The sequence below is a fragment of the Acinetobacter sp. VT 511 genome, from assembly GCF_001077515.1.
Lineage (GTDB): Bacteria > Pseudomonadota > Gammaproteobacteria > Pseudomonadales > Moraxellaceae > Acinetobacter > Acinetobacter schindleri.
The window spans coordinates 45,148-65,924 of sequence record NZ_LFRE01000035.1; the positions used below are offsets into that span (position 1 = coordinate 45,148).

The following is a 20,777-nucleotide window of genomic DNA, read 5'->3' on the forward strand; positions in this document are numbered from 1 at the left end:
TAGTATATCCCTGATGTTATTAGTTTGAAGTGCACTATCATCATACAAGTATTTTCAGATTTTGTAGAAGAAAGTGGAATCTGCACTCTATTATGGCAAATCAACTATTATATAAGTTATTAATATACAATAAAAATAACTGATTATTTAATGTCAAATATATAATTTTTATTGATATTTAAATTCACAAAAAGCCATAAAAATAAGTGATTTTTACCAAATGTTTAATGATTCAGGCCTTTATAATCATTCGCGCTGTATTTTATCTCTATGGACATTCTGAATGAATACCGATCTTGAAATCACCACCATGCGTGATTCAGCTGATCAGGTGGTTGGCATCCTGAAATCTCTTGCAAACACTGACCGTCTCATCATCCTATGTCATCTTTCCCAAGCGGAACTCAACGTTTCCCAAATTGAAAATCTCACCCACATCCAGCAACCTACACTTTCCCAGCAATTGATGATGTTACGTAAAAGTGATGTGGTCAGTACCCGCCGCGATGGTAAGCAAATTTTCTATTCTATTAAAGATCAGAATCTGGTGGTCATCCTGAATACGCTGTATCAACTGTACTGTGCAAAAGCTTAAGCATTTTATCTAGAGTCTAAACATTCCTCTTGGCACTGGAGATGATCTTCAATATGTAGATCATCTCTTTGAGACAGAATCATTGCTAAGAACTGGTCAGGTCATTTTTTATATGAGGGTTGATCAAGCTCCACTTTTATCCATGATTTCTTAGCAGAAAATGTGCATAATATATCTATATTTGTGATTTAGACTTTTATATGTCCAATTCGAAGCCAAAACTGCTGCAATTATTACCGGCCTGGTCATGGTTAAGCCATTATAGTCCGGTTAAATTCAAGTCCGACGTGCTGGCTTCGTTAATTGTGGTTGCCATGCTGGTGCCGCAAGGTATGGCGTATGCCATGCTGGCTGGATTGCCGCCGATCATGGGGCTATATGCCAGTATCCTGCCTATGATTCTGTACGCGATGCTAGGTAGTAGCAGTACCTTGTCGATTGGTCCTGTAGCCATCATTTCCATGATGACCTTCGCCACACTAAATCCTTTATTTGAAGTCGGTTCACCTGTCTATATCGAAGCAGCAACTTTATTGGCGCTGATGGTCGGAATCATTTCCCTATTATTAGGCTTAATGCGTTTTGGTTTTTTGATTCAGCTGATTAGTCACCCGGTGATTCAGAGTTTTATTATTGCTTCTGCGCTGCTGATTGCGGTTGGACAGTTTAAGTTTCTGGTCGATGTGCCATTACAAGCCAATAATCTTCAGCAATTTGTGTTTAGCCTGCTGGAATATCTCCATCTGATTCACTGGCCAAGTCTGGTTTTTGGACTGCTGTCCATTGGCCTGCTGATCTATCTTCCAAAAATTCTGAAATCCCAGTCTGTACAAAGCCGGATTGGATCGACTGATTTTCTGGTGCGTGCTGTACCATTAATGCTAGTCGCTTTAGGTATTTTGGCTGTGGTGTATCTAAATCTGCAAACACAAGGGATCAAAACGGTAGGTGCAATTCCTTCCGGATTTCCACCTTTAAGTTTTCCACACTGGAACTGGGATTTAGTGCTCACCTTGCTGCCAGGCGCGACCATGATTGCGATGATCAGTTTTGTGGAATCGCTGTCTATCGCGCAAGCAACAGCATTACAGCAACGTAGCCAGCTAAACAGTAACCAGGAACTGATTGCACTGGGTATTGCCAATATTAGTGCCGGAGTCAGTTCTGCCTTTCCAGTTACTGGTAGCTTGTCACGTACTGTGGTCAACGCGGATGCTGGTGCCAGAACGCCAATGGCGGGTGTACTGTCTTCCCTGCTGATTATTTTAGTCAGCCTGTTTTTTACCGGTTTCTTTGAAGACCTGCCACTGGCGATTCTTGCCGCCACGATCATTGTATCGATCTGGAAACTGGTTGATTTCCAGCCCTTTATGAACGCCTGGCGCTATTCCAAAGCAGACGGGATTGCCATGTGGGTGACTTTCTTTGGTGTGGTGCTGATTGATATCTCGACAGGTCTGGTCATTGGCATTATTTCCACCTTCGTGCTGATGCTGTGGCGTATTTCCCGTCCGCATATTGCAGTAGTCGGCCTGATTGAAGGCACCCAGCATTTCCGCAATGTGCAGCGCCATCAGGTGCTGACCTCAGATCAGGTGCTTTCCTTGCGTATTGATGAAAATCTAAGCTTCCTGAATGCTAATGCTTTTAAGGGCTTTTTGATTAATGCGGTCAGTGATAAAGACCAGCTTAAGCATGTCATTTTGAACTGTTCCAGTATCAGTGCTATTGACCTTAGTGCTCTGGAAATGCTGGAAGATCTGAATACAGAACTGTCCAAACTCAATATTCGTCTACACTTTGCTGAAGTGAAAGGACCAGTCATGGATCGCTTACAGGAATCCAAATTGCTTAAACATCTCAGTGGACGGATTTATCTGACGCACTATCACGCAATTCGGGATCTCTCCCCCGATCTGTTTAATGATCACAGTAAAGATTATTCCATTTAACTCGTTTGACTATTCCAGGAACAACGTGATTAATTTTGAAGGCATCTCGTAGTATCAGCAAAATTGATCACTTTTTTAAGAGCATTTCTATAATAAATATATGGTATACATTTTCATCTTAAAATTTTGTCCAAAACCTGATTTTGATTAAATTATAGACAAAAAGTATAGGTGGTTTTCTATAATTATTATTTATTTTCATAAACTTATATTTAAAATAAAAATATATTTTAAGCACATAGAATTTTAAGTATAAAATAACGCAAATTTTTTCCGCATTTAGCCCTCGTAATTTACACAAGGCAACCTTATGTTCTCTGCCCTTTCGCGTATGAGTTTAGTCTCCCGAATCATCATTGCCATTATACTTGGTATTGGTGTCGCGCTGGTTTTTCCAGAATATGCGCCCTACCTCAGTTTGCTAGGCGACCTTTTTATTAAAGCTCTTAAATCTGTCGCTCCTGTCCTCGTTTTCATTTTAGTTCTAGCTTCCATTGCTAACTTTAAAGTGGGTCAAGGCAACTCCCGTATGCGCCCGATCATGTACATGTATGCGATCGGCATGTTCCTGGCCGCAGTGAGTGCTGTAATTGCCAGTATCATGTTTCCAAGTACGCTGTTCCTTGACGTCGCTGCACAAGGTGACTTACAGCCACCAGGCAGTTTAAGTGAAATCCTGAAAAATCTGCTGCTCAGCTTTGTTGCGAACCCGGTGGTTGCAATTGCTGAAGCGAACTTTATTGGTATTCTGGCTTGGGCAGTGGCACTGGGCATTGCATTCCGTCATGCATCTGAAACCACCAAAACCGTATTAAATGATGCAGCAAATGCCATTAACCATGTAATCCGTCTGGTAATTAGCTTTGCACCTGTCGGTATTTTTGGTCTGGTAGCAGTTACTTTTGCCGAAGCGGGTCTGGAAACTTTAGAAAGCTACGGTCATTTGCTGGCAGTATTGCTTGGTACGATGGCGTTCGTAGCACTGGTAGTGAATCCATTACTGGTTGCACTGGTGACACGTGCCAATCCTTATCCACTAGTCTTTACCTGCTTGCGCGAAAGTGGCATCACTGCATTCTTTACCCGTAGCTCAGCTGCAAATATTCCGGTAAATCTGGATCTGGCGAAACGCTTAGGTGTGTCTGAATCAACTTCAAGTGTAGCCATTCCACTAGGTGCAGCCATCAATATGGCGGGTGCATCTGTGACTATTACCGTGTTGTCGCTTGCAGCGGTAAATACGTTAGGCATCCATGTTGATTTAACCACCATGATTATTCTGTCTGTGGTTGCAACTGTTTCTGCGTGTGGTGCCTCTGGTGTTGCCGGCGGCTCATTGCTGCTGATTCCAGTTGCATGTGGCCTGTTTGGTATTTCTTCTGATATCGCAATGCAGGTCGTTGCAATCGGTATGGTGATTAGCGTGTTGCAGGATTCAACTGAAACTGCGCTCAACTCATCAACTGACGTTTTATTTACTACCGCTGTAGACCGCGCATCTAATTGATCTTATATTGATAATTCAATATTTTGCCAATAGATGTTGAGTTCTTATGCCATTACAGCGTTTACCCATCTGGGTTCAACTGGGTGCATTTTTTCTTGCCGTAAATGCCGGCATGATTAATGTACTCGGTCTGGTTACTCTCCTGCACCAATCCGTTTCCCATATGACCGGCAATATCAGTATGCTGGCCATGGCACTGGTGCAATGGCAGCCTGAACAGATTCTCTATCTGTGCCTGGTTACTGCGTGTTATGCCATTGGCTCAATGTATAGCGGTCTTATCTTGGGAAATAGCCACTTTCAGCTAGGCCGCCGTTATGGATATCCGCTCAGTCTGGTGGCTCTTTTTATTATCCTGTGCTGGATCTTGCTACCATATTTTCCTCATTATGGCTTGCTGTGGGCCTGTGTGGCGATGGGTGTGCAAAATGCCATGGTCAGTCACTATAAAGGAACGATTATCCGCACTACGCATTTATCTGGTGTATTAACCGATCTTGGGCTGTCGTTAGGCTATAAGTTGCGTGGACTGGAAGTCGAATCTCGACGGACTATCTTGCATTTACTGATCCTGATCGGATTTTTAATTGGCGGTGTTCTTGCCAGCTGTATTTATCCTTATTTAAAATTAAACGCATTCCTGATCCCGGCAGCACTCAGCCTTAGTCTAAGCCTGATTTACTGGATCATTTATTTACGTTATCGACGCTTACAGCATTAATTCTCTGGAAATACTCATGGTTAAAAACGCACTACAGGCACAATTGTTAAAGGCAGGTCTGGTCGATAATAAGAAAGCAAAAAAATTGTCAAAGCAGGCCGTTCATGAAAAGCGCACTGGTGATAGTACTGAAGCTGAAATCAAGGCGAAAATTGAACAGGCCAAACAGGAAAAGCTGGCAAAAGATCAGGCCATTGAACAAGAGAAAAAGGCGGCACTGCAGGAAAAAGAACTCAAAGCTGCCATTATGCAAATGATCAATCAGCATAAAATTCGCGATACTGATGGTGAGATTGCCTATCAATTTATTGATGATTCTAAAATCAAGAAAGTCTATCTGAATCAGCAAATTTATAATGCCCTGGTTGCAGGCAGTTTGGTGATCGCCCGCGAAAATGAAAGCTATGCTTTCCTGCCTAAAGCGCTGGCGGATCGTATCAATGCCAAAATGGAAGGCTTTATCATTGTGAATAATTCCGAAAAGAATGAACAGACCACCGATGAAGAAGATCCATATGCAGCATATGTGATTCCGGATGACCTGATGTGGTAATCCATGAAAGCCAAAAGCTCCCTATTTTCGGGAGCTTTTTTTAAGCACTATTAATATAATGATTCGAGGTAGACAATCAGACTGGTTGTGCTGTATCAGCCATTAGCTCCTGAATAAGTTGATCAAAACGTTGCCCTTGTGCTGGTGAATGTTCCCAAATGCTACAGCCCAAATTCTTTGCATCATCAAAGGCTTCATCCTCATAAATAATAGTATTCAAAAAATGTGCACCAGGAATGCCTTTGAGCAAATTTTGATTTGCTTCAATTTGCGAGATTTCGATCTGCTGAGGTACACGCATCAGTATTCCATAGACTTTTAACTGGGTATTAAGCTGTGCAACACTGATGGCCAGTTGCAGCATCTGGCTATACATCTCCTGCTCTTCAGCCTCTGCTGACATAGGAATAATCAGCTTATCTGCTCGCATCAACACCGAGCGCAATGCATAACTATCATGCCCGGCGATATCAATCACGATATCATCATATTGAGTTTTTACCTGTTCTACACGCCGCATTAACTCATCTGGATGGTCTTTTAAGGAAATATGTTCAAAACCAAAACCTGTACGATGCAAAGCCACCCATTCAAAATTCTGCTTGTCGTCATCGGTATCTATATAGAGTGTTCTGGCTTGAAGACGCAGATATTCTGTCAGATTCATTGCCAAGGTACTTTTACCTGAATCTCGTTTCGGACTGGTCACCACAAAGATCGTCATATTATCCCCAAATTTTTAATCAAAAATATTATTAAATACTTAAAATAATTATGGTTTTAAAATGAATGATTTAATTTGAAAAGTCAAAACTCATTTAAATTAGATCATAAAAAAGCACCCTTAGATGCTTTGTTTAAAAATCTTTCTGACTAAGATCAATTTTGAGTTTTCTGTCCAATAAACAGAATTGCATCCTGCTGATTGCTGTTCTCGGCCATCATATAAATTGACTGGCTATCAATCTGGTTCAGCAATATCCCATCTACTTGCTGTGCACCATTCAAACAGTCGGAACTTGCAGAACCTGTTAAGACCAGATGAATATTAAAATATGGCGCATTGTTTTCCGAACTCACTCTTCCTGCAAATGCACACTTGTCCTGATCGCCGACAATTCCTGTCACCACTCCGCTACGGTCTATATTGACTGTAGTAATTACATTATTGGTTAAAGTCGTGGTTCGACCGCTATAGCGTCCTTGCAGGCTGGATATACTGGTATTGTCACGACTGTAATCTGTATTATAAATAAGGTTAAAAGGCCGATTATTGGTATTATTGACGTTTCCCTGTAGGTTCTTTTCCGCCGTATAATGACCATTCAGGGTTACACTAGCAGTTTGATTGAAGGCAAAATTATAGTCGCGAATGTTGGTCGCACTAAAGCGATTGCCCGATAAAGAAAACTGCCCACGCATAATACCGGTATAACCATTATCTGCTGGCAGTGAATACAATAACCAGAAATTACTATTTTTCTCGATCACACCCAGAATAGAGCGCGGACTCAGATTTTCATCTGCAAAACTGCCGAGATAAACACCTGTCAAGCGGCTTGAGGATGAACCATCTACACCTCTAAAAATATCATCATTCCCATCACCGCAGGCATTCAGCGCTAAGGCCAGACCGACAATTGCTAACTGTTTTTGCATAATTCTACCCTTTGTATTTTTGTAGGAGGGTGATCTTTGATGTTGATCTTTATCATAGCTGGGCTACTTAGGAGCTGATATGAAATGCCGATAAAGTCTCCTGTTCGCCTGATGTAATTGACAGTTTTAAAACTTTCCTGATCATTTCAACAAGTCATAAAGATGTCCGCTGGTTAATCAAATTCTAAATAAGCAGAATCTGCTTCTCTATCTGTTTTTGTATCTTTTTATAAGCATAATATTGATGGATCAAAATACTGTAACGGGACAGATATGTTTTAAAACGTTATTCAAGGTTAATAAATAATTTCTAAGCCTATAAACTGTATGGCATTTTTATATTGAAGAGAAAGATCAGTTGGAACAGTTTAGATTTATTCAGAACATTCAAGATTGGGCAGATCAATACCCTTGGCTGGAAATGCTGTCTTCTTTAAGCATTGTGATTGCGCTGGCTTTTATCGCCAATCTGTTTGCCAAACAGGTTGTTGTTCGTGGAATTCGTAAACTGATTTCCAAATTGCCTTTTGCCAACAACACGATCTTTGCAGAACATAGTGTAATTCGCCGTATTGCCAATATTGTACCCGCTATTGTGATTATGAATGGGATCAGCACGGTTCCACACTTGTCAGATAAAGTGCAAACCTTTGTGCAGATGGGTGCTCAGGCTTTTATTTTCCTGACCATTGCCCTGGCCCTGGGTGAATTGCTGAATATTTTCAACCTGATTTATCAGCGCAACCCCAAATCACGTAATAAACCGATTAAAGGCTATTTGCAGCTGGTGAAACTGCTGATTTTTATTGTCTGTGGATTGATGATTCTGGGTACCTTCCTGAAAAAGGATGTGTTTACTTTACTGGCGGGTTTCGGTGCAATGGCTGCCGTGCTGATGCTGGTGTTTCAGAACACGATTCTTTCATTGGTGGCTTCAGTACAGATTTCTTCTTATGACATGGTGCGTATCGGTGACTGGATTGAAATGCCTTCACTGAATGCGGATGGTGATGTAATTGATATGTCATTACATACCGTGACCGTGCAAAACTTTGACAAAACTGTTACGACCATTCCAACCAATAAGTTAGTGACGGATACGTTTAAAAACTGGCGAGGAATGCAGGAAGCTGGTGCGCGTCGTATCAAACGTTCGATTCATATTGATCAAAGCAGCGTGCATTTTATGAGTGAGGAAGAACAGACCAAACTCAAAAACTTTATCCTGCTCGATCATTACCTGAATACCAAGACTGAAGAACTGGTCAAATTCAACCAGCAGTTACAGCATAATTCCCAATATAATCAGCGCCGTTTAACCAATTTAGGAACGTTCCGCGCCTATCTGGAATTTTATCTGCAACAGCATCCAGGTATTACTAAAGACTTTTCTCTGATGGTGCGTCAATTACAGCCGACTAGTGAAGGCCTACCGCTAGAAATCTATGCCTTTACCAATACCACGGTATGGACTGAATATGAGAACATTCAGTCTGATATTATGGATCATGTATTGGCAATTATTCCGGAATTTGGCCTGAAAGTGTATCAGGCACCTTCAGGTAGCGATTTTAAGGAAGTATTTACAGCGCCTGCTTCGCCAATTATTACTTAATTTCAACGCAGTTACTCCAGGCCTGAAATGATACGTCATCTCAGGCTTTTTTTATTGATGTAGCTATGCAATCTCATCAATGTCTTTTTAAATTTTTTATTTACCTGAAATCAACTTTTTCAGGTTTTAAGCTTTGCAACCTAAAGTTTGATTTAGTTAATCATTTTGTGGCAATTTCACCTTAATTCAGCCTTATAAAAACAGAATCCTTTATAATCCGTGAAAAGCAAAATGCATGAGAAAAGAGCACACTAATGTTTCGATGGCTTGAACGGCTGGTAGATCCCTATCCCACCAAAAATCTGAACCAACCCTTGCCCACCAGTTTTTTCCCTTTTGTCTGGCAAGCGGCTTATGGCGTACGCCGTTATCTGTTGATTCTTGTCCTTTGTACTGCCGGTGCAGCCAGTTTCGAGGCCTTGCTGTATGCTAAAATTGGCGATCTGGTCAATTGGCTCAGCCAAAGTCAGCCAGACACCTTTTTGGAGCAACATGCCACTAACCTGACTTTACTCACTGTAGTCCTGCTGGCCAATATCTTCTTTGCCAGTGCGCAATCCTTGATCAAGCACCAGATTTTATACAGTAATTTCCCGATGCGTTTGCGCTGGCGTTTTCATAATCTGCTGCTCAAGCAAAGCCTGGATTTCTTCCACAATGACTTTGCCGGTCGTTTATCTGCCAAGGTCATGCAGACCTCACTGGCGATCCGTGAATTCTGGGTCATTCTCGGTGATATGCTGGCCTATGTAGTGATTTATTTCATTACCATTAACATCGTACTCGGTTCAATTTCTGCTTATCTGATTATTCCACTGATGGTATGGCTGCTACTGTTTATCTGTGCTGCCAGCTATTTTATTCCCCGTCTCAGCAAAATCTCGCATGAACAGGCCGATGCCCGTGCGGTAATGACTGGCCGTGTGACCGATGCCTATACCAATATTCAGACCGTTAAACTTTTTGCTCATGCAGGCCGTGAAAGCCAGTATGCCAAAGCATCCATGCAAGAGTTTATGGTGACGGTTTATAAACAGATGCGACTGGGGGCCCAGTATGAAATCAGTATTTTATTGCTGAGCCTCGTACTCTATGGCGGTGTATTAGGAACAGCGATCTGGTTATGGATGGAAGGTCAGGCTCAGCTCGGCATTATTGCTGCAACTACGGCGATGGTACTGAAACTGAATAGTATTGCCGAATTCCTGATGTGGCAAACCTCGCAATTGTTTGAAAATGTCGGAACCATTCAGGACGGTATGGGAACTCTGGGTAAATCAATTTCGATTCAGGACAAGCCGGATGCCAAAGAACTGGAACTGAAACAGGGTGAAATCAAATTTGATAATGTTTGCTTTGCCTATAATGACAAAAATGTGATTGATGGTTTGAACCTGACCATACGACCAGGTGAAAAAATCGGTGTGGTGGGTCGTTCTGGTGCCGGTAAGTCTACCCTGATTCAGCTATTGCTGAATTTCTATCGTATTGACCAAGGTCGTATTTTAATCGATGGACAAAATATTGAAGATGTGACTCAAGATAGCCTGCGCAAGAATATTGCCATGGTGACACAGGACACTTCACTGCTACATCGTAGTGTGGCTGAAAACATCAAATATGGTCGTCCGAATGCGACGGATGAAGAAATGTTTGAGGCGGTGCGTAAAGCTGAGGCAGAGGAATTCATTCCGCAACTAAGCGATATGCGCGGTAAGCGTGGTTATGAGGCCTATGTTGGCGAGCGTGGCGTCAAGCTGTCTGGTGGTCAGCGTCAGCGTATTGCAATTGCCCGTGTCTTTCTGAAAGATGCACCTATTCTGATTCTGGATGAAGCAACCAGTGCACTGGATTCAGAAGTTGAAGCGGCAATTCAGAGCAGTCTGGATGAGCTGATGAAAGGTAAAACTGTGATTGCGATTGCTCACCGTCTTTCTACTATTGCGCAAATGGACCGGTTGATTGTGCTGGATCAGGGTAAGATTGTTGAACAAGGCACACATGATGAACTGGTGGCATTGAATGGAATTTATGCGCATCTGTGGCAACGTCAGACTGGCGGATTTTTAATAGAACACGACACAAAAGAACAAGGATAGAACATGTTATATCTGGAAGACCTGCAGATTGGTGATGAGTTTAAAAGTCGTTCTTACCGCATGAGTAAGGACGAAATTCTAAAGTTTGCTCATGCCTATGATCCGCAACCGTTTCATGTCGATGCGGAACAGGCCGAACAGCATCCGATCTTCCGGGGTCTGGCCGCCAGTGGCTGGCATACTGCTGCGGTGGTCATGCGTTTATGGACCGAATGTTTCCCGGTTGCTTATGGTCTGATTGGGGCGGATTCGCATGTGCGTTGGCCCTGCCCGACCCGCCCTGATGATGAAATCCGGGTGATTGTGACCATCACTGATATTCAACCTTCCAAACGCAAACCTGATCGTGGCATCGTTCGCTATGAAACCCAAGCCTTGAACCAGCAAGATCAGGTTCTGTTTAATTCAACCACAAATATTCTGGTATTTAAGCGAGAATTTACAGCAGTTTAGTTTGATTTTTACCCACATTTCAGGCTAATCTGCTTGAAGTGTTTGGGTAAGGCTCAGCATTTTGTCCAACAATTTTAAAGATAAAACTGGCTAGTTCATGCCAATATGGGCACATAAATAGAAAAAATTTGACTGAGTGCAACGGATCGCGCATGAAGATGATTGTTCCACGCCAAGACCAAGGCATCCCGGGTGTTTATGGTCTTTTGCTTCTCGACGTTATCTCCCGCTGGGGCTATAACGATGAGTCGCTATTCAAACCTTTTGGGCTAACCAGCGAACAGCTGGCAGATCCTGAGTTCCGAATTCCGACTGCTATCGCCAATGATATGGTTAAACACGCACTCAAGCTGACTGGTGAACCGACCTTGGGCTATCACCTTGGCACACAGATGCGTATTTCCATTCATGGCTTCATTGGCTATGCCATTATGACGGCAAATAATATTACCGAAGCTTTGGTGCTGGCCAACCGTTTTATTCAGTTGCGTTTGCCCTTCCTGCAACTGTTCTTCTCGACCTTTGGTGTCAAGGCCACAGTACAGCTACAAACTGACATTCAGATGGAACCGCTGCGTACTGAAATTTCAATCGCCCTGATGATTGGTCTGATCAGTATGGCTAAAGCCATTACCGGGATCAGCGATGCAACCGGAGAAGTCGACTTCGATTTTAAAAAGCCGGAAGGCTTTGAACGCTTTATGGCGAAGTTTCCCACGCATCAGTTCCGTTTTGAACAGCCACATCTGTTACTTAGCTTTGATAAAAACTATCTGATGAATAAACTGGTGCATGCCGACCCAATTGCCAGCCAGATTGCGATTAACCAGTGTGAAGCAGAACTTTCCGCACTGGGTGAACGGCATCGTATTGCCATGCGGGTACGGGATATTTTGACCAATTCAGAACAGCATTATTTGAGTATTGAAGCGGTTGCCGACCGTCTGCATATGTCGGATCGTACCTTGAAACGTCAGCTGGCCGCAGAAGGCACTTCTTTCTCGACACTGGTCGATGAAGTACGTTATCGTCATGCAACTTCCCTGCTTTCACGAACAGACTTCACTCTGGAACAGATTGCCGATGAACTCGGTTATAGTGATGTCGCCAACTTCAGTCGTGCCTTTAAACGCTGGAGTGGTCGTAGTCCAAGCAACTGGCGTAAAGATCCGTATCTATAAGCCTTTTGTTTTGCAGAAAAAGAATGTATAAATCATGTCAAAAATGAACCTAAGCGATTTAAGGAGTTATCAATGAATCATCCTTCAGAATTAAAGTACGCAAGTACACATGAATGGGTACGCATTGAGGGTGATCTTGTGGTGACCGGCATTTCTGACCATGCACAGGATGCTTTAGGTGACCTGGTCTATGTTGAAGCACCAGATCTTGATTCACATGTAACCGCAGGTCAGCAAGCAGGTGTGGTTGAATCTGTAAAAACAGCATCAGATATCCATGCGCCTGTTTCTGGTGTGGTTGTTGAAATCAACCCGGCACTGGAAGATGATCCGGATTTCATTAATGACGATCCATACGGCAAAGGCTGGATCTACAAAATCAAACCAGACAATATCGCGGATGTCGAAAAACTGCTCAGCAATACCGAATATGAAGCAGGCCTATAATCTAACCTGTTTTTAAGAATCAGCCTGCGGGCTGATTTTTTTATGCCTGAATTTTTAAGACCTCATACAGATCAAAATGACGCCACATACATCGGTTTTTATTGTATTATTCACATAATCTCCCATATAGTCATCGTGACGCGCTTCGATGCTGAACATCGCATTCAGCATACTCCATAAAAAAAATATTGCTTTTGGCCTAGCGTCTCACATTAAAACTTCAGGACAACCATGAATGCAACTACAATGCCGCTGTGGACGAAGCCCTTTTTGCTTTGTCTGGCAAATAATATGTTTTTGTTTATTTTTTATTTTGCACAAACCACAATTCTGCCGATTTATATTCTTAAAGAACTTGGGGGCAGCGTAACCCAAGCCGGATTAACCCTGACGCTATTCATGGTTTCTGCGATATTGATCCGCCCATTTAGTGGTTTGATTATTGACAAATTGGGACAGCGCCGTACTTTAATTATCTCGGCGACGATGTTCTGTTTCATTGCTTTTGGCTATTTATTTATTAGCAATATGACCAGCTTATATATCCTGCGTTTATTCCATGGGGTCTGGTTTAGTATCCTCACTACCGTTTGTGTTCCTGTGGTAAACCAGTTTATTCCGGATAGTCGCCGAGGCGAAGGCATGGGTTATTATGCCATGTCGGTGAATCTCGGAATTGTACTCGGTCCCCTCATTGGCCTAAGTCTTATTCCTTATTTAAGCTATACCATGGTGACTGCTGTACTGGTAGCCATGATCTTTATCGGTTATATCTTCTGCTTTCTAATTCCGGTGCAAGAAGTTAAACAACCTGACAGTGAAGCTAAAAAGACCCATTTGGGTTTAAGTGATTTTGTTGAGAGAAAATCCCTGACCGTTGCCTTAATGGTCATGATGATTTCCTTCTCATATGCCAGCATCATGTCCTTTATTGCCCCCTTTGCCAGTTCAATTCATCTGATGCAGTACGCAGGTTTATTCTTTGTGGTTTTTGCCATTTCCATGATGAGCCTACGCCCGATTACTGGCAAAATTTATGACCGTAAAGGTCCACAATATGTAATTTATCCTGCGGTTCTTACCTTTAGTCTGGGGCTATTGGTTTTAAGTCAGATTCATAACCTGACTGGATTTATGCTGGCAGCCGTACTGATTGGATTAGGTTTTGGCAGTGCTCAACCTTGTTTGCAAACTCTCGCCATTCAACGTGCTCCCAAGCACCGGATTGGCTATGCCACTTCGACTTTCTACACCTGCTACGACATCGGCATTGCCATTGGCTCATTAGTCGTTGGGATGATGATTACCAAGCAAAGCTTCAGCTTCGCCTTTATTATTTGTGCCGCTCTAACAGCCCTGAGCCTACTGTATTTTAAATTCGTGGTTCAACGTACAACTGTTATAGCTTAATCCAGCAATAAAAAACCGACCTTATTTCATGTCGGTTTTTAATTTAAGCCTCTAAGATTTATGAGCTTTGTTCTGTGCTACTGGCATCTTCATCCGTTTCATTGTCCGGCTTTTTCTCTTCCACCATGCTAAATGCGGTCGCCGTATTATTCATGGCTGGATTAGCACGCGTACTTTTCAGTTTGATTTGCAGACGAAGTTCATTGGTCGAATCAGCATTACGCAATGCTTCTTCATAAGAAATCGCACCTTCATTATAAAGATCAAATAATGCCTGATCAAAAGTCTGCATACCAAGTTCACGTGATTTGCCCATAATAGCTTTTAATTCATGGAAATCACCTTTCAGAATCAGATCTGATACCAATGGTGTATTCAGCATAATTTCGACTGCGGCACGACGCCCCTTGCCATCTTCAGTACGGACCAAACGCTGAGAGACAATCGCTTTCATATTAGAAGACAGATCCATCAATAACTGATTACGGCGTTCTTCCGGGAAGAAGTTAATAATCCGGTCGAGCGTCTGGTTGGCATTGTTGGAATGCAGCGTCCCCAGACAGAGATGCCCTGTTTCGGCAAAGGCAATTGCATGTTCCATGGTTTCCGTATCCCGGATTTCACCAATCAGAATCACATCGGGTGCCTGACGCAAGGTATTTTTTAAGGCATTATGCCAGGAATGGCTATCTACACCGACCTCGCGATGGGTGATCATTGACTTCTTATGTTTATGTACATATTCCACCGGGTCTTCTACGGTAATGATATGACCTGCTGAGTTTTCATTACGATAATCAATCATCGCAGCAAGCGAAGTCGACTTACCTGAACCTGTACCGCCCACGACGAGTACCAGACCGCGCTTTTCCATAATCACATGCTTGAGTGACTCTGGTAATTTTAACTTCTGGAAATTCGGAATTTCTGCAGTGATGGTCCGGATCACCATGCCGACATTGAGCTGCTGCTGGAACACGTTGACACGGAAACGTGAAACGCCCGGTACAGTAATGGCAAAGTTACATTCTAGTTCTGCTTCATATTCTTTACGCTGCTTTTCGTTCATCAGTGCATAGGCAAACAGTTTGGTTTTTTCTGGGGTGAGTTCCTGTTGCCCAAAAGGTTTCATTAATCCTTGATGTTTGATACTCGGAGGAAAGTCTGCGGTAATGAACAAGTCTGAACCACCATATTCAACGACCTTGGTCAGCATATGATGCATAAACTTACGTGCTTCTTCTAATAACTCTGCCGTAAACATATTTTCCTCTGTAATGCACAATGGTATAAATCTTCAAAAAAAGACTCATATCAATATATTTTGATTTTATTGTGCAGCGTTTTTTCAAAAGGCTCAAACACATTTGATTTATAAAGATAATTTTTTAAATAATTCTGTGACCTGATTCAAAGAAAATAAAAATAAAGGGAAATGATCTTAATGAAATTAAAATCTAATATTTATAACTATTGATAAACTAGAGTTCAGATTTTAGAAAAGTAAATTGGAAACTCATCGAAATGAATCCGTCCACATATTTTTTTAAATAAGGAAATTAAATTAAAAATCTTGGTGGCTAAAGCTTTATGATCTTTAAACCACCGCTGAAAAATTATCATCCAACTTAACTGCATTTGAATGCAGCTTGATTTCAGCAAAATGCTGTATGTCAGTTTCTGGAAAGTGTAGTTTCCTTAGACTGTTCCAGTATCCTCATTTTACTTCCTTCTTCCTGAAGAGCGGGATTGATGCGACTGCTCTTTAATTTGATCTGCAAACGCATTTCATTACTTGAATCTGCATTACGCAAGGCTTCGTCATAAGAAATAATTCCCTGGTTATACAAATCAAATAATGCCTGATCAAAGGTCTGCATGCCGAGTTCACGCGAACGCGCCATAATAGTTTTCAACTCGTAAAAATCTCCTTTACGGATAAAATCAGACACCAGTGGCGTATTCAATAAAATTTCAACGGCAGCTCTACGGCCTTGCCCATCCTCGGTACGGATCAAACGTTGCGAAATCACAGCTTTCATATTGGCGGATAAATCCATTAATAACTGATTGCGGCGTTCTTCCGGAAAGAAATTAATAATTCGATCTAAAGCCTGATCGGCATTATTAGAATGCAGGGTGGCCAAACACAGATGACCGGATTCAGCAAAGGCAATCGCATGCTCCATACTTTCAGTATCCCGGATTTCACCAATCACGATTACATCCGGTGCCTGACGCATGGTATTGATCAGCGCGTTATGCCAGGAAACACAATCTACGCCAATTTCACGTTGGGTAATCATGGACTTTTTATGTTGATACACGTATTCCACAGGATCTTCTATGGTAATAATATGTCCTTCAGAATAGGTATTGCGGTGATCAATCATGGCTGCAAGTGTGGTAGATTTACCAACACCTGTCGCACCTACAATCAGAACCAGCCCACGTTTTTCCATAATCACTTGTTGCAAAGAGTTTGGTAGTCCTAATTGCTGAAAGCTTGGAATCTCCGTAGTAATGGTTCTGATTACCATCCCAACATTATGCTGTTGCTGAAAGACATTGACCCGGAAGCGTGATACACCCGGTACACTGATACCGAAATTGCATTCCATCACTGATTCAAATTCCTTGATCTGTCGTTCATTCATTAAAGCATAGGCAAACAAACGGGTTTTATCCGCTGCCAGTTTTTGCTGACCAAAAGGTTTCATCAAGCCCTGCTGTTTGATACTTGGTGGAAAATCTGCGGTAATAAAAAGATCGGAACCTCCATATTCAACCACTTTGGTCAGCATATGGTGCATAAATTTACGTGCTTCATCGAGCAATTCGGGTGTATACATATCCAGTTCCCTCAGATCATGTCCATCGCGCGATATAAAACGGTTTGATGCAGATCCTGAAAAATTATTGTTATTGTGAAATCACTTATTTTCTGATGTTTTTATAAATATATGTTTATTGATTATTATTCTGTATGTTCAACATAGTAAAGGTGCTGATCGAAACTTTATCAGCAGTCTTCCTCTCTGTAGCATTCACTCATGCCTTTCCCTAACAGTCTGAGGAAAGGCATGACCGTAAATTTAAGCACTACGCTTTAAACCTTCCAGTCGCAGTGAATCTATCATATTTAACAACAGTTGTTCGGTTTTTGTCCAGCCCAGACATCCATCTGTAACCGACTGTCCGTAAACCATATCATCTGAAATTTTCTGATTGCCATCAACCAGATGACTTTCCAGCATCACACCGCGAACATTGGTCTGTAAGCGTTCTGCCACGATCTGCTCTAAAACCTCTGGTTGTAACATCGGATTTTTGGAACTGTTGCCATGGCTACAGTCAATCACTAATGCTGGCAATTCCGCTGAATGTTTGGCTTTGATTTTCTCGATTTCAGATAACTGGTAGTTCGGACCACTATTTGATCCACGCAGAATCAGATGGGCTTTTGGATTTCCTTTGGAATTTAAAATACATGGTAAACCCGATTGGCTCATGCCCAGGAACTGATGCGGATGAGAAGCTGACTGAATCGCATCTAAAGCAATCTGAATCGAACCATCAGTGCCATTTTTGAAACCGATGCTGTATGGCATATGGCTAGAAATTTCGCGATGGATCTGAGATTCACTGGTACGTGCACCAATCGCACCCCACGCCAGTAAATCATCGAAATACGCCGTCGCCATTGGACTGAGGATTTCCGAAGCAATCGGTAAGCCCATGCCAATAATTTTCAGGTAAAGTTCGCGAGATTTTTGCAGACCCAACTGCATATTGGATGAACCATCCAGTGCAGGATCGTATAGGAAACCTTTCCAGCCGACTGTGGTACGAGGCTTTTCAATGTAAGCACGCATGACCAGGAAAATCTGATCAGAAATTTGAGCCTGTAACTGTTTTAATTTTTCTGCATATTCAAGTGCGGAGGCTTCATCATGGATGGAGCATGGTCCGGTAATCACCATCAGACGGTGATCTTTACCCTCTAGAATGTTCTGTATGGTTTGTCGCTGTCCGGCAATCTGTTCAGCCAATTGTGGAGACAATGGCAATTGTGCTTTCAGTTCTGCCGGCAGGCTTAATAGAGTTTCAGTTTGCTGTTGTTGTGATGTAATAACGCTATTCATGACTTTCATCCTTTGGACTGATCAATACAGTCCGAACTTTTATTTGAGCTTTATGGGTCTAGGTGTCTGGGTGCTAAGGTTCATCAACTGGTTAAAGTAGAACCAATAAAAGTTGCTAAAGTATGAATAATTAAAATAAGTCATGGCTGTCTCCAAAATTAGTAAATATAACAAGCATAAAAAAACCTGATCAGGGTTGCCGATCAGGTATAAACTGGGTGGGCAACCTTTTACTTGCCCGAACGCATTCAGGCAATCATCTAAACTGCCAGAAATAATAATAAGCGTTTAAGTTTACAGGTTGCTTGAGCATGTTATGTCATTCATAAAAATGTGAATATGAAATTTAAAATACGCGGTATATCAGTATTTGACAAGTAAAAATTGTAAAAAAAATATTTATTAGTGTGGCTATTTTTATTTATCAATCCACGTATTTGTCATAGCTATACCAAAGTTTGACAAGATCTGAAGCTACCTCAGACCTTGTCAAGATTCAGTTACTCATTATTAAAGCAGAATCAACGTGAAACACGGTTCCAAGCATCGCGAATCGCATATTTAGCCTGCTCCCAGTTCAGACGCGACTCGCCTTTTACTTGTTCCCATTTGATTCTTAAATCAGATTCGGCATCTTCAAAACGGGTGTTAGCATCATAATGGGCACGGTTTTCATAACCAACCTGATACGCCGTATGATAATCACGATCATAATCCAGATCGCTATAACTTGTACGTGCTTCAGTATAATAAGGCGTATTTAATGAATTTTCACGCCAATATGCTTCTTCTTCGGTTGGGTTTACCACTTCACCTACACCATGACCCGCTAACCCGCCAACCACTGCACCGACAACGCCACCGACAGCAGTTCCAACCGGACCAGCAGCAGAACCAATTGCTGCACCTGCAGCTGCACCGCCTGCAGCACCGACACCTGTACCTACCGGATGCGCACCCGGTTCACCAGTAATTGGATCGGCATTTAAATCATCACGTACTTCTTTCGGAGAATTCTTGATTAAATCACGATCAAAATTATCATTCGACATAGAGCTTATCCTTATTGTTGAAAATGGTTTTCTTAACGCATATCAATATGCTTTCATCACTATAAAGCTCTGAGCCAAAATGACTTTAGAAGGCTTGTGCGGATTCAGTTAAGCTTTGTGAGGGTTTAAGAGGCAAATGTATCCAATTTAAAATAAATAAACATAAAAAAGACCGGTATTTACCGGTCTTTTAAAATTAATCCGCTTAGTCAAAATGAATCACTGTACGGATCGACTTACCTTCATGCATCAGATCAAATGCTTCGTTAATCTGCTCAAGCGGCATGGTATGGGTTACAAATGGTTCCAGCTGGATATCACCTTTCATGGCCTGTTCAACCATTCCTGGCAATTGTGAACGACCTTTTACGCCACCAAATGCCGTCCCCATCCATTTACGGCCAGTCACGAGCTGGAATGGACGAGTCGAAATTTCCTTACCTGCACCAGCGACACCAATAATGACTGATTGACCCCAGCCACGGTGTGCACATTCCAGTGCAGAACGCATTACGTCGACATTACCGATACATTCAAATGAATGATCTACACCCCAGCCTGTCATTTCCACAATGACTTGCTGAATTGGCTTGTCATAGTCTTTTGGATTTAAGAAGTCGGTTGCACCGAACTGTTTTGCCAGTTCAAATTTATCAGCATTGGTATCTACTGCAATAATACGGCTGGCTTTGGCTTGACGGGCACCTTGTACCACTGCCAACCCGATACCACCCAGACCGAATACTGCAACCGTATCACCTTCCTGTACTTTTGCTGTGTTATGTACTGCACCAATACCTGTAGTGACACCACAGCCTAATAAGCAAACGTGTTTATGATTTGCTTCCGGATTGATTTTCGCCAGAGAAACTTCAGCAACCACGGTATATTCAGAGAATGTTGAACAGCCCATGTAATGGTAAATTGGCTCGCCATTATAAGAGAAACGCGTGGTACCATCCGGCATTACCCCTTTACCCTGAGTCGCACGTACAGCAACACACAGGTTAGTTTTTCCAGATTTACAGAACAGACATTCACCACATTCAGCAGTATATAGAGGAATCACGTGATCACCCGGTTTTAAGCTGGTGACACCTTCACCTACTTCAACCACCACACCTGCACCTTCATGGCCCAGAATTGCCGGGAATACACCTTCGGGATCTTCACCAGATAAAGTGAAGGCATCAGTATGACACACGCCCGTATGGCTGATTTTTACCAGAACTTCGCCAGCTTTCGGTGGTGCGACATCAACTTCAACGATCTGTAATGGCTCGCCTGGACCGAACGCTACCGCTGCACGTGATTTCATTTAAAACTATCCTTTGTTTGCTGATTTAACAGATGACTAACAGTAACCTCTTTCTATTCTGAGATTCAAC

At 42.3% G+C, this 20,777-nt stretch carries 18 protein-coding genes; 11 read left to right on the forward strand and 7 right to left on the reverse strand.

The window, feature by feature from the left end; all coding sequences use genetic code 11:
- Positions 1–283 precede the first annotated feature (283 nt).
- The 5 genes from ACS72_RS02100 to ACS72_RS02120 all read left to right on the forward strand — a co-directional run bounded on the left by ACS72_RS02100 (position 284) and on the right by ACS72_RS02120 (position 5,328).
- Positions 284–595, forward strand: a complete 312-nt coding sequence (locus ACS72_RS02100) for a metalloregulator ArsR/SmtB family transcription factor (RefSeq protein ID WP_004809492.1) — start codon at positions 284–286, stop codon at positions 593–595.
- A 200-nt stretch (positions 596–795) separates the two neighbouring features.
- The gene (locus ACS72_RS02105; RefSeq protein WP_048881083.1) at positions 796–2,547 is read left to right on the forward strand and encodes a SulP family inorganic anion transporter; all 1,752 of its coding nucleotides are present in this window, start codon (positions 796–798) and stop codon (positions 2,545–2,547) included.
- A 310-nt stretch (positions 2,548–2,857) separates the two neighbouring features.
- The gene (sstT, locus tag ACS72_RS02110) at positions 2,858–4,054 is read left to right on the forward strand and encodes a serine/threonine transporter SstT (RefSeq protein ID WP_005222275.1); all 1,197 of its coding nucleotides are present in this window, start codon (positions 2,858–2,860) and stop codon (positions 4,052–4,054) included.
- A gap of 46 nt (positions 4,055–4,100) precedes the next feature.
- Complete coding sequence (locus ACS72_RS02115; protein ID WP_048881084.1) at positions 4,101–4,775, forward strand: YoaK family protein; 675 nt, start codon at positions 4,101–4,103, stop codon at positions 4,773–4,775.
- A 16-nt stretch (positions 4,776–4,791) separates the two neighbouring features.
- Positions 4,792–5,328 carry a DUF2058 domain-containing protein gene (locus ACS72_RS02120; protein ID WP_048881085.1) on the forward strand — a complete coding sequence of 179 codons (537 nt, stop codon included), beginning with the start codon at positions 4,792–4,794 and terminating at the stop codon, positions 5,326–5,328.
- A 76-nt stretch (positions 5,329–5,404) separates the two neighbouring features.
- Here ACS72_RS02120 and ACS72_RS02125 read toward each other — a convergent pair whose 3' ends face one another.
- Both ACS72_RS02125 and ACS72_RS02130 read right to left on the reverse strand, forming a co-directional pair.
- On the reverse strand, positions 5,405–6,052 hold the full coding sequence (locus tag ACS72_RS02125) for a ParA family protein (RefSeq protein WP_048881086.1): 648 nt from the start codon (positions 6,050–6,052) through the stop codon (positions 5,405–5,407).
- A 155-nt stretch (positions 6,053–6,207) separates the two neighbouring features.
- On the reverse strand, positions 6,208–6,987 hold the full coding sequence (locus tag ACS72_RS02130; protein ID WP_048881087.1) for a hypothetical protein: 780 nt from the start codon (positions 6,985–6,987) through the stop codon (positions 6,208–6,210).
- Between the two features lie 358 nt (positions 6,988–7,345).
- Between ACS72_RS02130 and ACS72_RS02135 the strand changes: the two genes are divergently transcribed.
- The 6 genes from ACS72_RS02135 to ACS72_RS02160 all read left to right on the forward strand — a co-directional run bounded on the left by ACS72_RS02135 (position 7,346) and on the right by ACS72_RS02160 (position 14,192).
- Positions 7,346–8,602 (forward strand): mechanosensitive ion channel family protein, encoded by a 1,257-nt coding sequence (locus tag ACS72_RS02135; RefSeq protein ID WP_048881088.1) that lies wholly within the window; start codon positions 7,346–7,348, stop codon positions 8,600–8,602.
- Positions 8,603–8,856: 254 nt separating this feature from the next.
- Positions 8,857–10,701 (forward strand): ABC transporter ATP-binding protein, encoded by a 1,845-nt coding sequence (locus ACS72_RS02140; protein WP_004809508.1) that lies wholly within the window; start codon positions 8,857–8,859, stop codon positions 10,699–10,701.
- 3 nt (positions 10,702–10,704) lie between these two features.
- Positions 10,705–11,154, forward strand: a complete 450-nt coding sequence (locus ACS72_RS02145; protein WP_004895014.1) for a MaoC family dehydratase — start codon at positions 10,705–10,707, stop codon at positions 11,152–11,154.
- Between the two features lie 152 nt (positions 11,155–11,306).
- Complete coding sequence (locus ACS72_RS02150) at positions 11,307–12,335, forward strand: AraC family transcriptional regulator (RefSeq protein WP_048881089.1); 1,029 nt, start codon at positions 11,307–11,309, stop codon at positions 12,333–12,335.
- 72 nt (positions 12,336–12,407) lie between these two features.
- Entirely contained in the window at positions 12,408–12,782 is a 375-nt protein-coding gene (gene gcvH, locus ACS72_RS02155) for a glycine cleavage system protein GcvH (RefSeq protein ID WP_048881090.1), read from the forward strand.
- A gap of 231 nt (positions 12,783–13,013) precedes the next feature.
- Positions 13,014–14,192, forward strand: a complete 1,179-nt coding sequence (locus ACS72_RS02160) for an MFS transporter (protein WP_048881091.1) — start codon at positions 13,014–13,016, stop codon at positions 14,190–14,192.
- A gap of 58 nt (positions 14,193–14,250) precedes the next feature.
- Here ACS72_RS02160 and ACS72_RS02165 read toward each other — a convergent pair whose 3' ends face one another.
- The 5 genes from ACS72_RS02165 to ACS72_RS02185 all read right to left on the reverse strand — a co-directional run bounded on the left by ACS72_RS02165 (position 14,251) and on the right by ACS72_RS02185 (position 20,707).
- Positions 14,251–15,456: a PilT/PilU family type 4a pilus ATPase gene (locus ACS72_RS02165; protein ID WP_048881092.1), complete on the reverse strand. Its 1,206-nt coding sequence runs from the start codon at positions 15,454–15,456 to the stop codon at positions 14,251–14,253.
- A gap of 409 nt (positions 15,457–15,865) precedes the next feature.
- A complete protein-coding gene (locus tag ACS72_RS02170) occupies positions 15,866–17,044 on the reverse strand; it encodes a PilT/PilU family type 4a pilus ATPase (RefSeq protein WP_048881093.1) in 1,179 nt (392 codons plus the stop codon).
- Between the two features lie 243 nt (positions 17,045–17,287).
- Positions 17,288–18,337: a 3-deoxy-7-phosphoheptulonate synthase gene (locus tag ACS72_RS02175; RefSeq protein WP_048881094.1), complete on the reverse strand. Its 1,050-nt coding sequence runs from the start codon at positions 18,335–18,337 to the stop codon at positions 17,288–17,290.
- A gap of 521 nt (positions 18,338–18,858) precedes the next feature.
- Entirely contained in the window at positions 18,859–19,389 is a 531-nt protein-coding gene (locus ACS72_RS02180; protein WP_004809525.1) for a hypothetical protein, read from the reverse strand.
- A gap of 205 nt (positions 19,390–19,594) precedes the next feature.
- Positions 19,595–20,707, reverse strand: a complete 1,113-nt coding sequence (locus tag ACS72_RS02185) for an S-(hydroxymethyl)glutathione dehydrogenase/class III alcohol dehydrogenase (RefSeq protein ID WP_048881095.1) — start codon at positions 20,705–20,707, stop codon at positions 19,595–19,597.
- Positions 20,708–20,777 lie beyond the last annotated feature (70 nt).

Bases quoted from the DNA above. Each gene is read 5' to 3' on its own strand.
- gcvH (WP_048881090.1), top strand. From the start codon at position 12,408: ATGAATCATCCTTCAGAATTAAAGTACGCAAGTACACATGAATGGGTA.
- ACS72_RS02100 (WP_004809492.1), top strand. From the start codon at position 284: ATGAATACCGATCTTGAAATCACCACCATGCGTGATTCAGCTGATCAG.
- ACS72_RS02125 (WP_048881086.1), bottom strand. From the start codon at position 6,052: ATGACGATCTTTGTGGTGACCAGTCCGAAACGAGATTCAGGTAAAAGT.
- ACS72_RS02120 (WP_048881085.1), top strand. From the start codon at position 4,792: ATGGTTAAAAACGCACTACAGGCACAATTGTTAAAGGCAGGTCTGGTC.
- sstT (WP_005222275.1), top strand. From the start codon at position 2,858: ATGTTCTCTGCCCTTTCGCGTATGAGTTTAGTCTCCCGAATCATCATT.
- ACS72_RS02170 (WP_048881093.1), bottom strand. From the start codon at position 17,044: ATGTATACACCCGAATTGCTCGATGAAGCACGTAAATTTATGCACCAT.
- ACS72_RS02145 (WP_004895014.1), top strand. From the start codon at position 10,705: ATGTTATATCTGGAAGACCTGCAGATTGGTGATGAGTTTAAAAGTCGT.
- ACS72_RS02115 (WP_048881084.1), top strand. From the start codon at position 4,101: ATGCCATTACAGCGTTTACCCATCTGGGTTCAACTGGGTGCATTTTTT.
- ACS72_RS02150 (WP_048881089.1), top strand. From the start codon at position 11,307: ATGAAGATGATTGTTCCACGCCAAGACCAAGGCATCCCGGGTGTTTAT.
- ACS72_RS02180 (WP_004809525.1), bottom strand. From the start codon at position 19,389: ATGTCGAATGATAATTTTGATCGTGATTTAATCAAGAATTCTCCGAAA.
- ACS72_RS02165 (WP_048881092.1), bottom strand. From the start codon at position 15,456: ATGTTTACGGCAGAGTTATTAGAAGAAGCACGTAAGTTTATGCATCAT.
- ACS72_RS02185 (WP_048881095.1), bottom strand. From the start codon at position 20,707: ATGAAATCACGTGCAGCGGTAGCGTTCGGTCCAGGCGAGCCATTACAG.
- ACS72_RS02160 (WP_048881091.1), top strand. From the start codon at position 13,014: ATGAATGCAACTACAATGCCGCTGTGGACGAAGCCCTTTTTGCTTTGT.
- ACS72_RS02130 (WP_048881087.1), bottom strand. From the start codon at position 6,987: ATGCAAAAACAGTTAGCAATTGTCGGTCTGGCCTTAGCGCTGAATGCC.
- ACS72_RS02105 (WP_048881083.1), top strand. From the start codon at position 796: ATGTCCAATTCGAAGCCAAAACTGCTGCAATTATTACCGGCCTGGTCA.
- ACS72_RS02140 (WP_004809508.1), top strand. From the start codon at position 8,857: ATGTTTCGATGGCTTGAACGGCTGGTAGATCCCTATCCCACCAAAAAT.
- ACS72_RS02175 (WP_048881094.1), bottom strand. From the start codon at position 18,337: ATGAATAGCGTTATTACATCACAACAACAGCAAACTGAAACTCTATTA.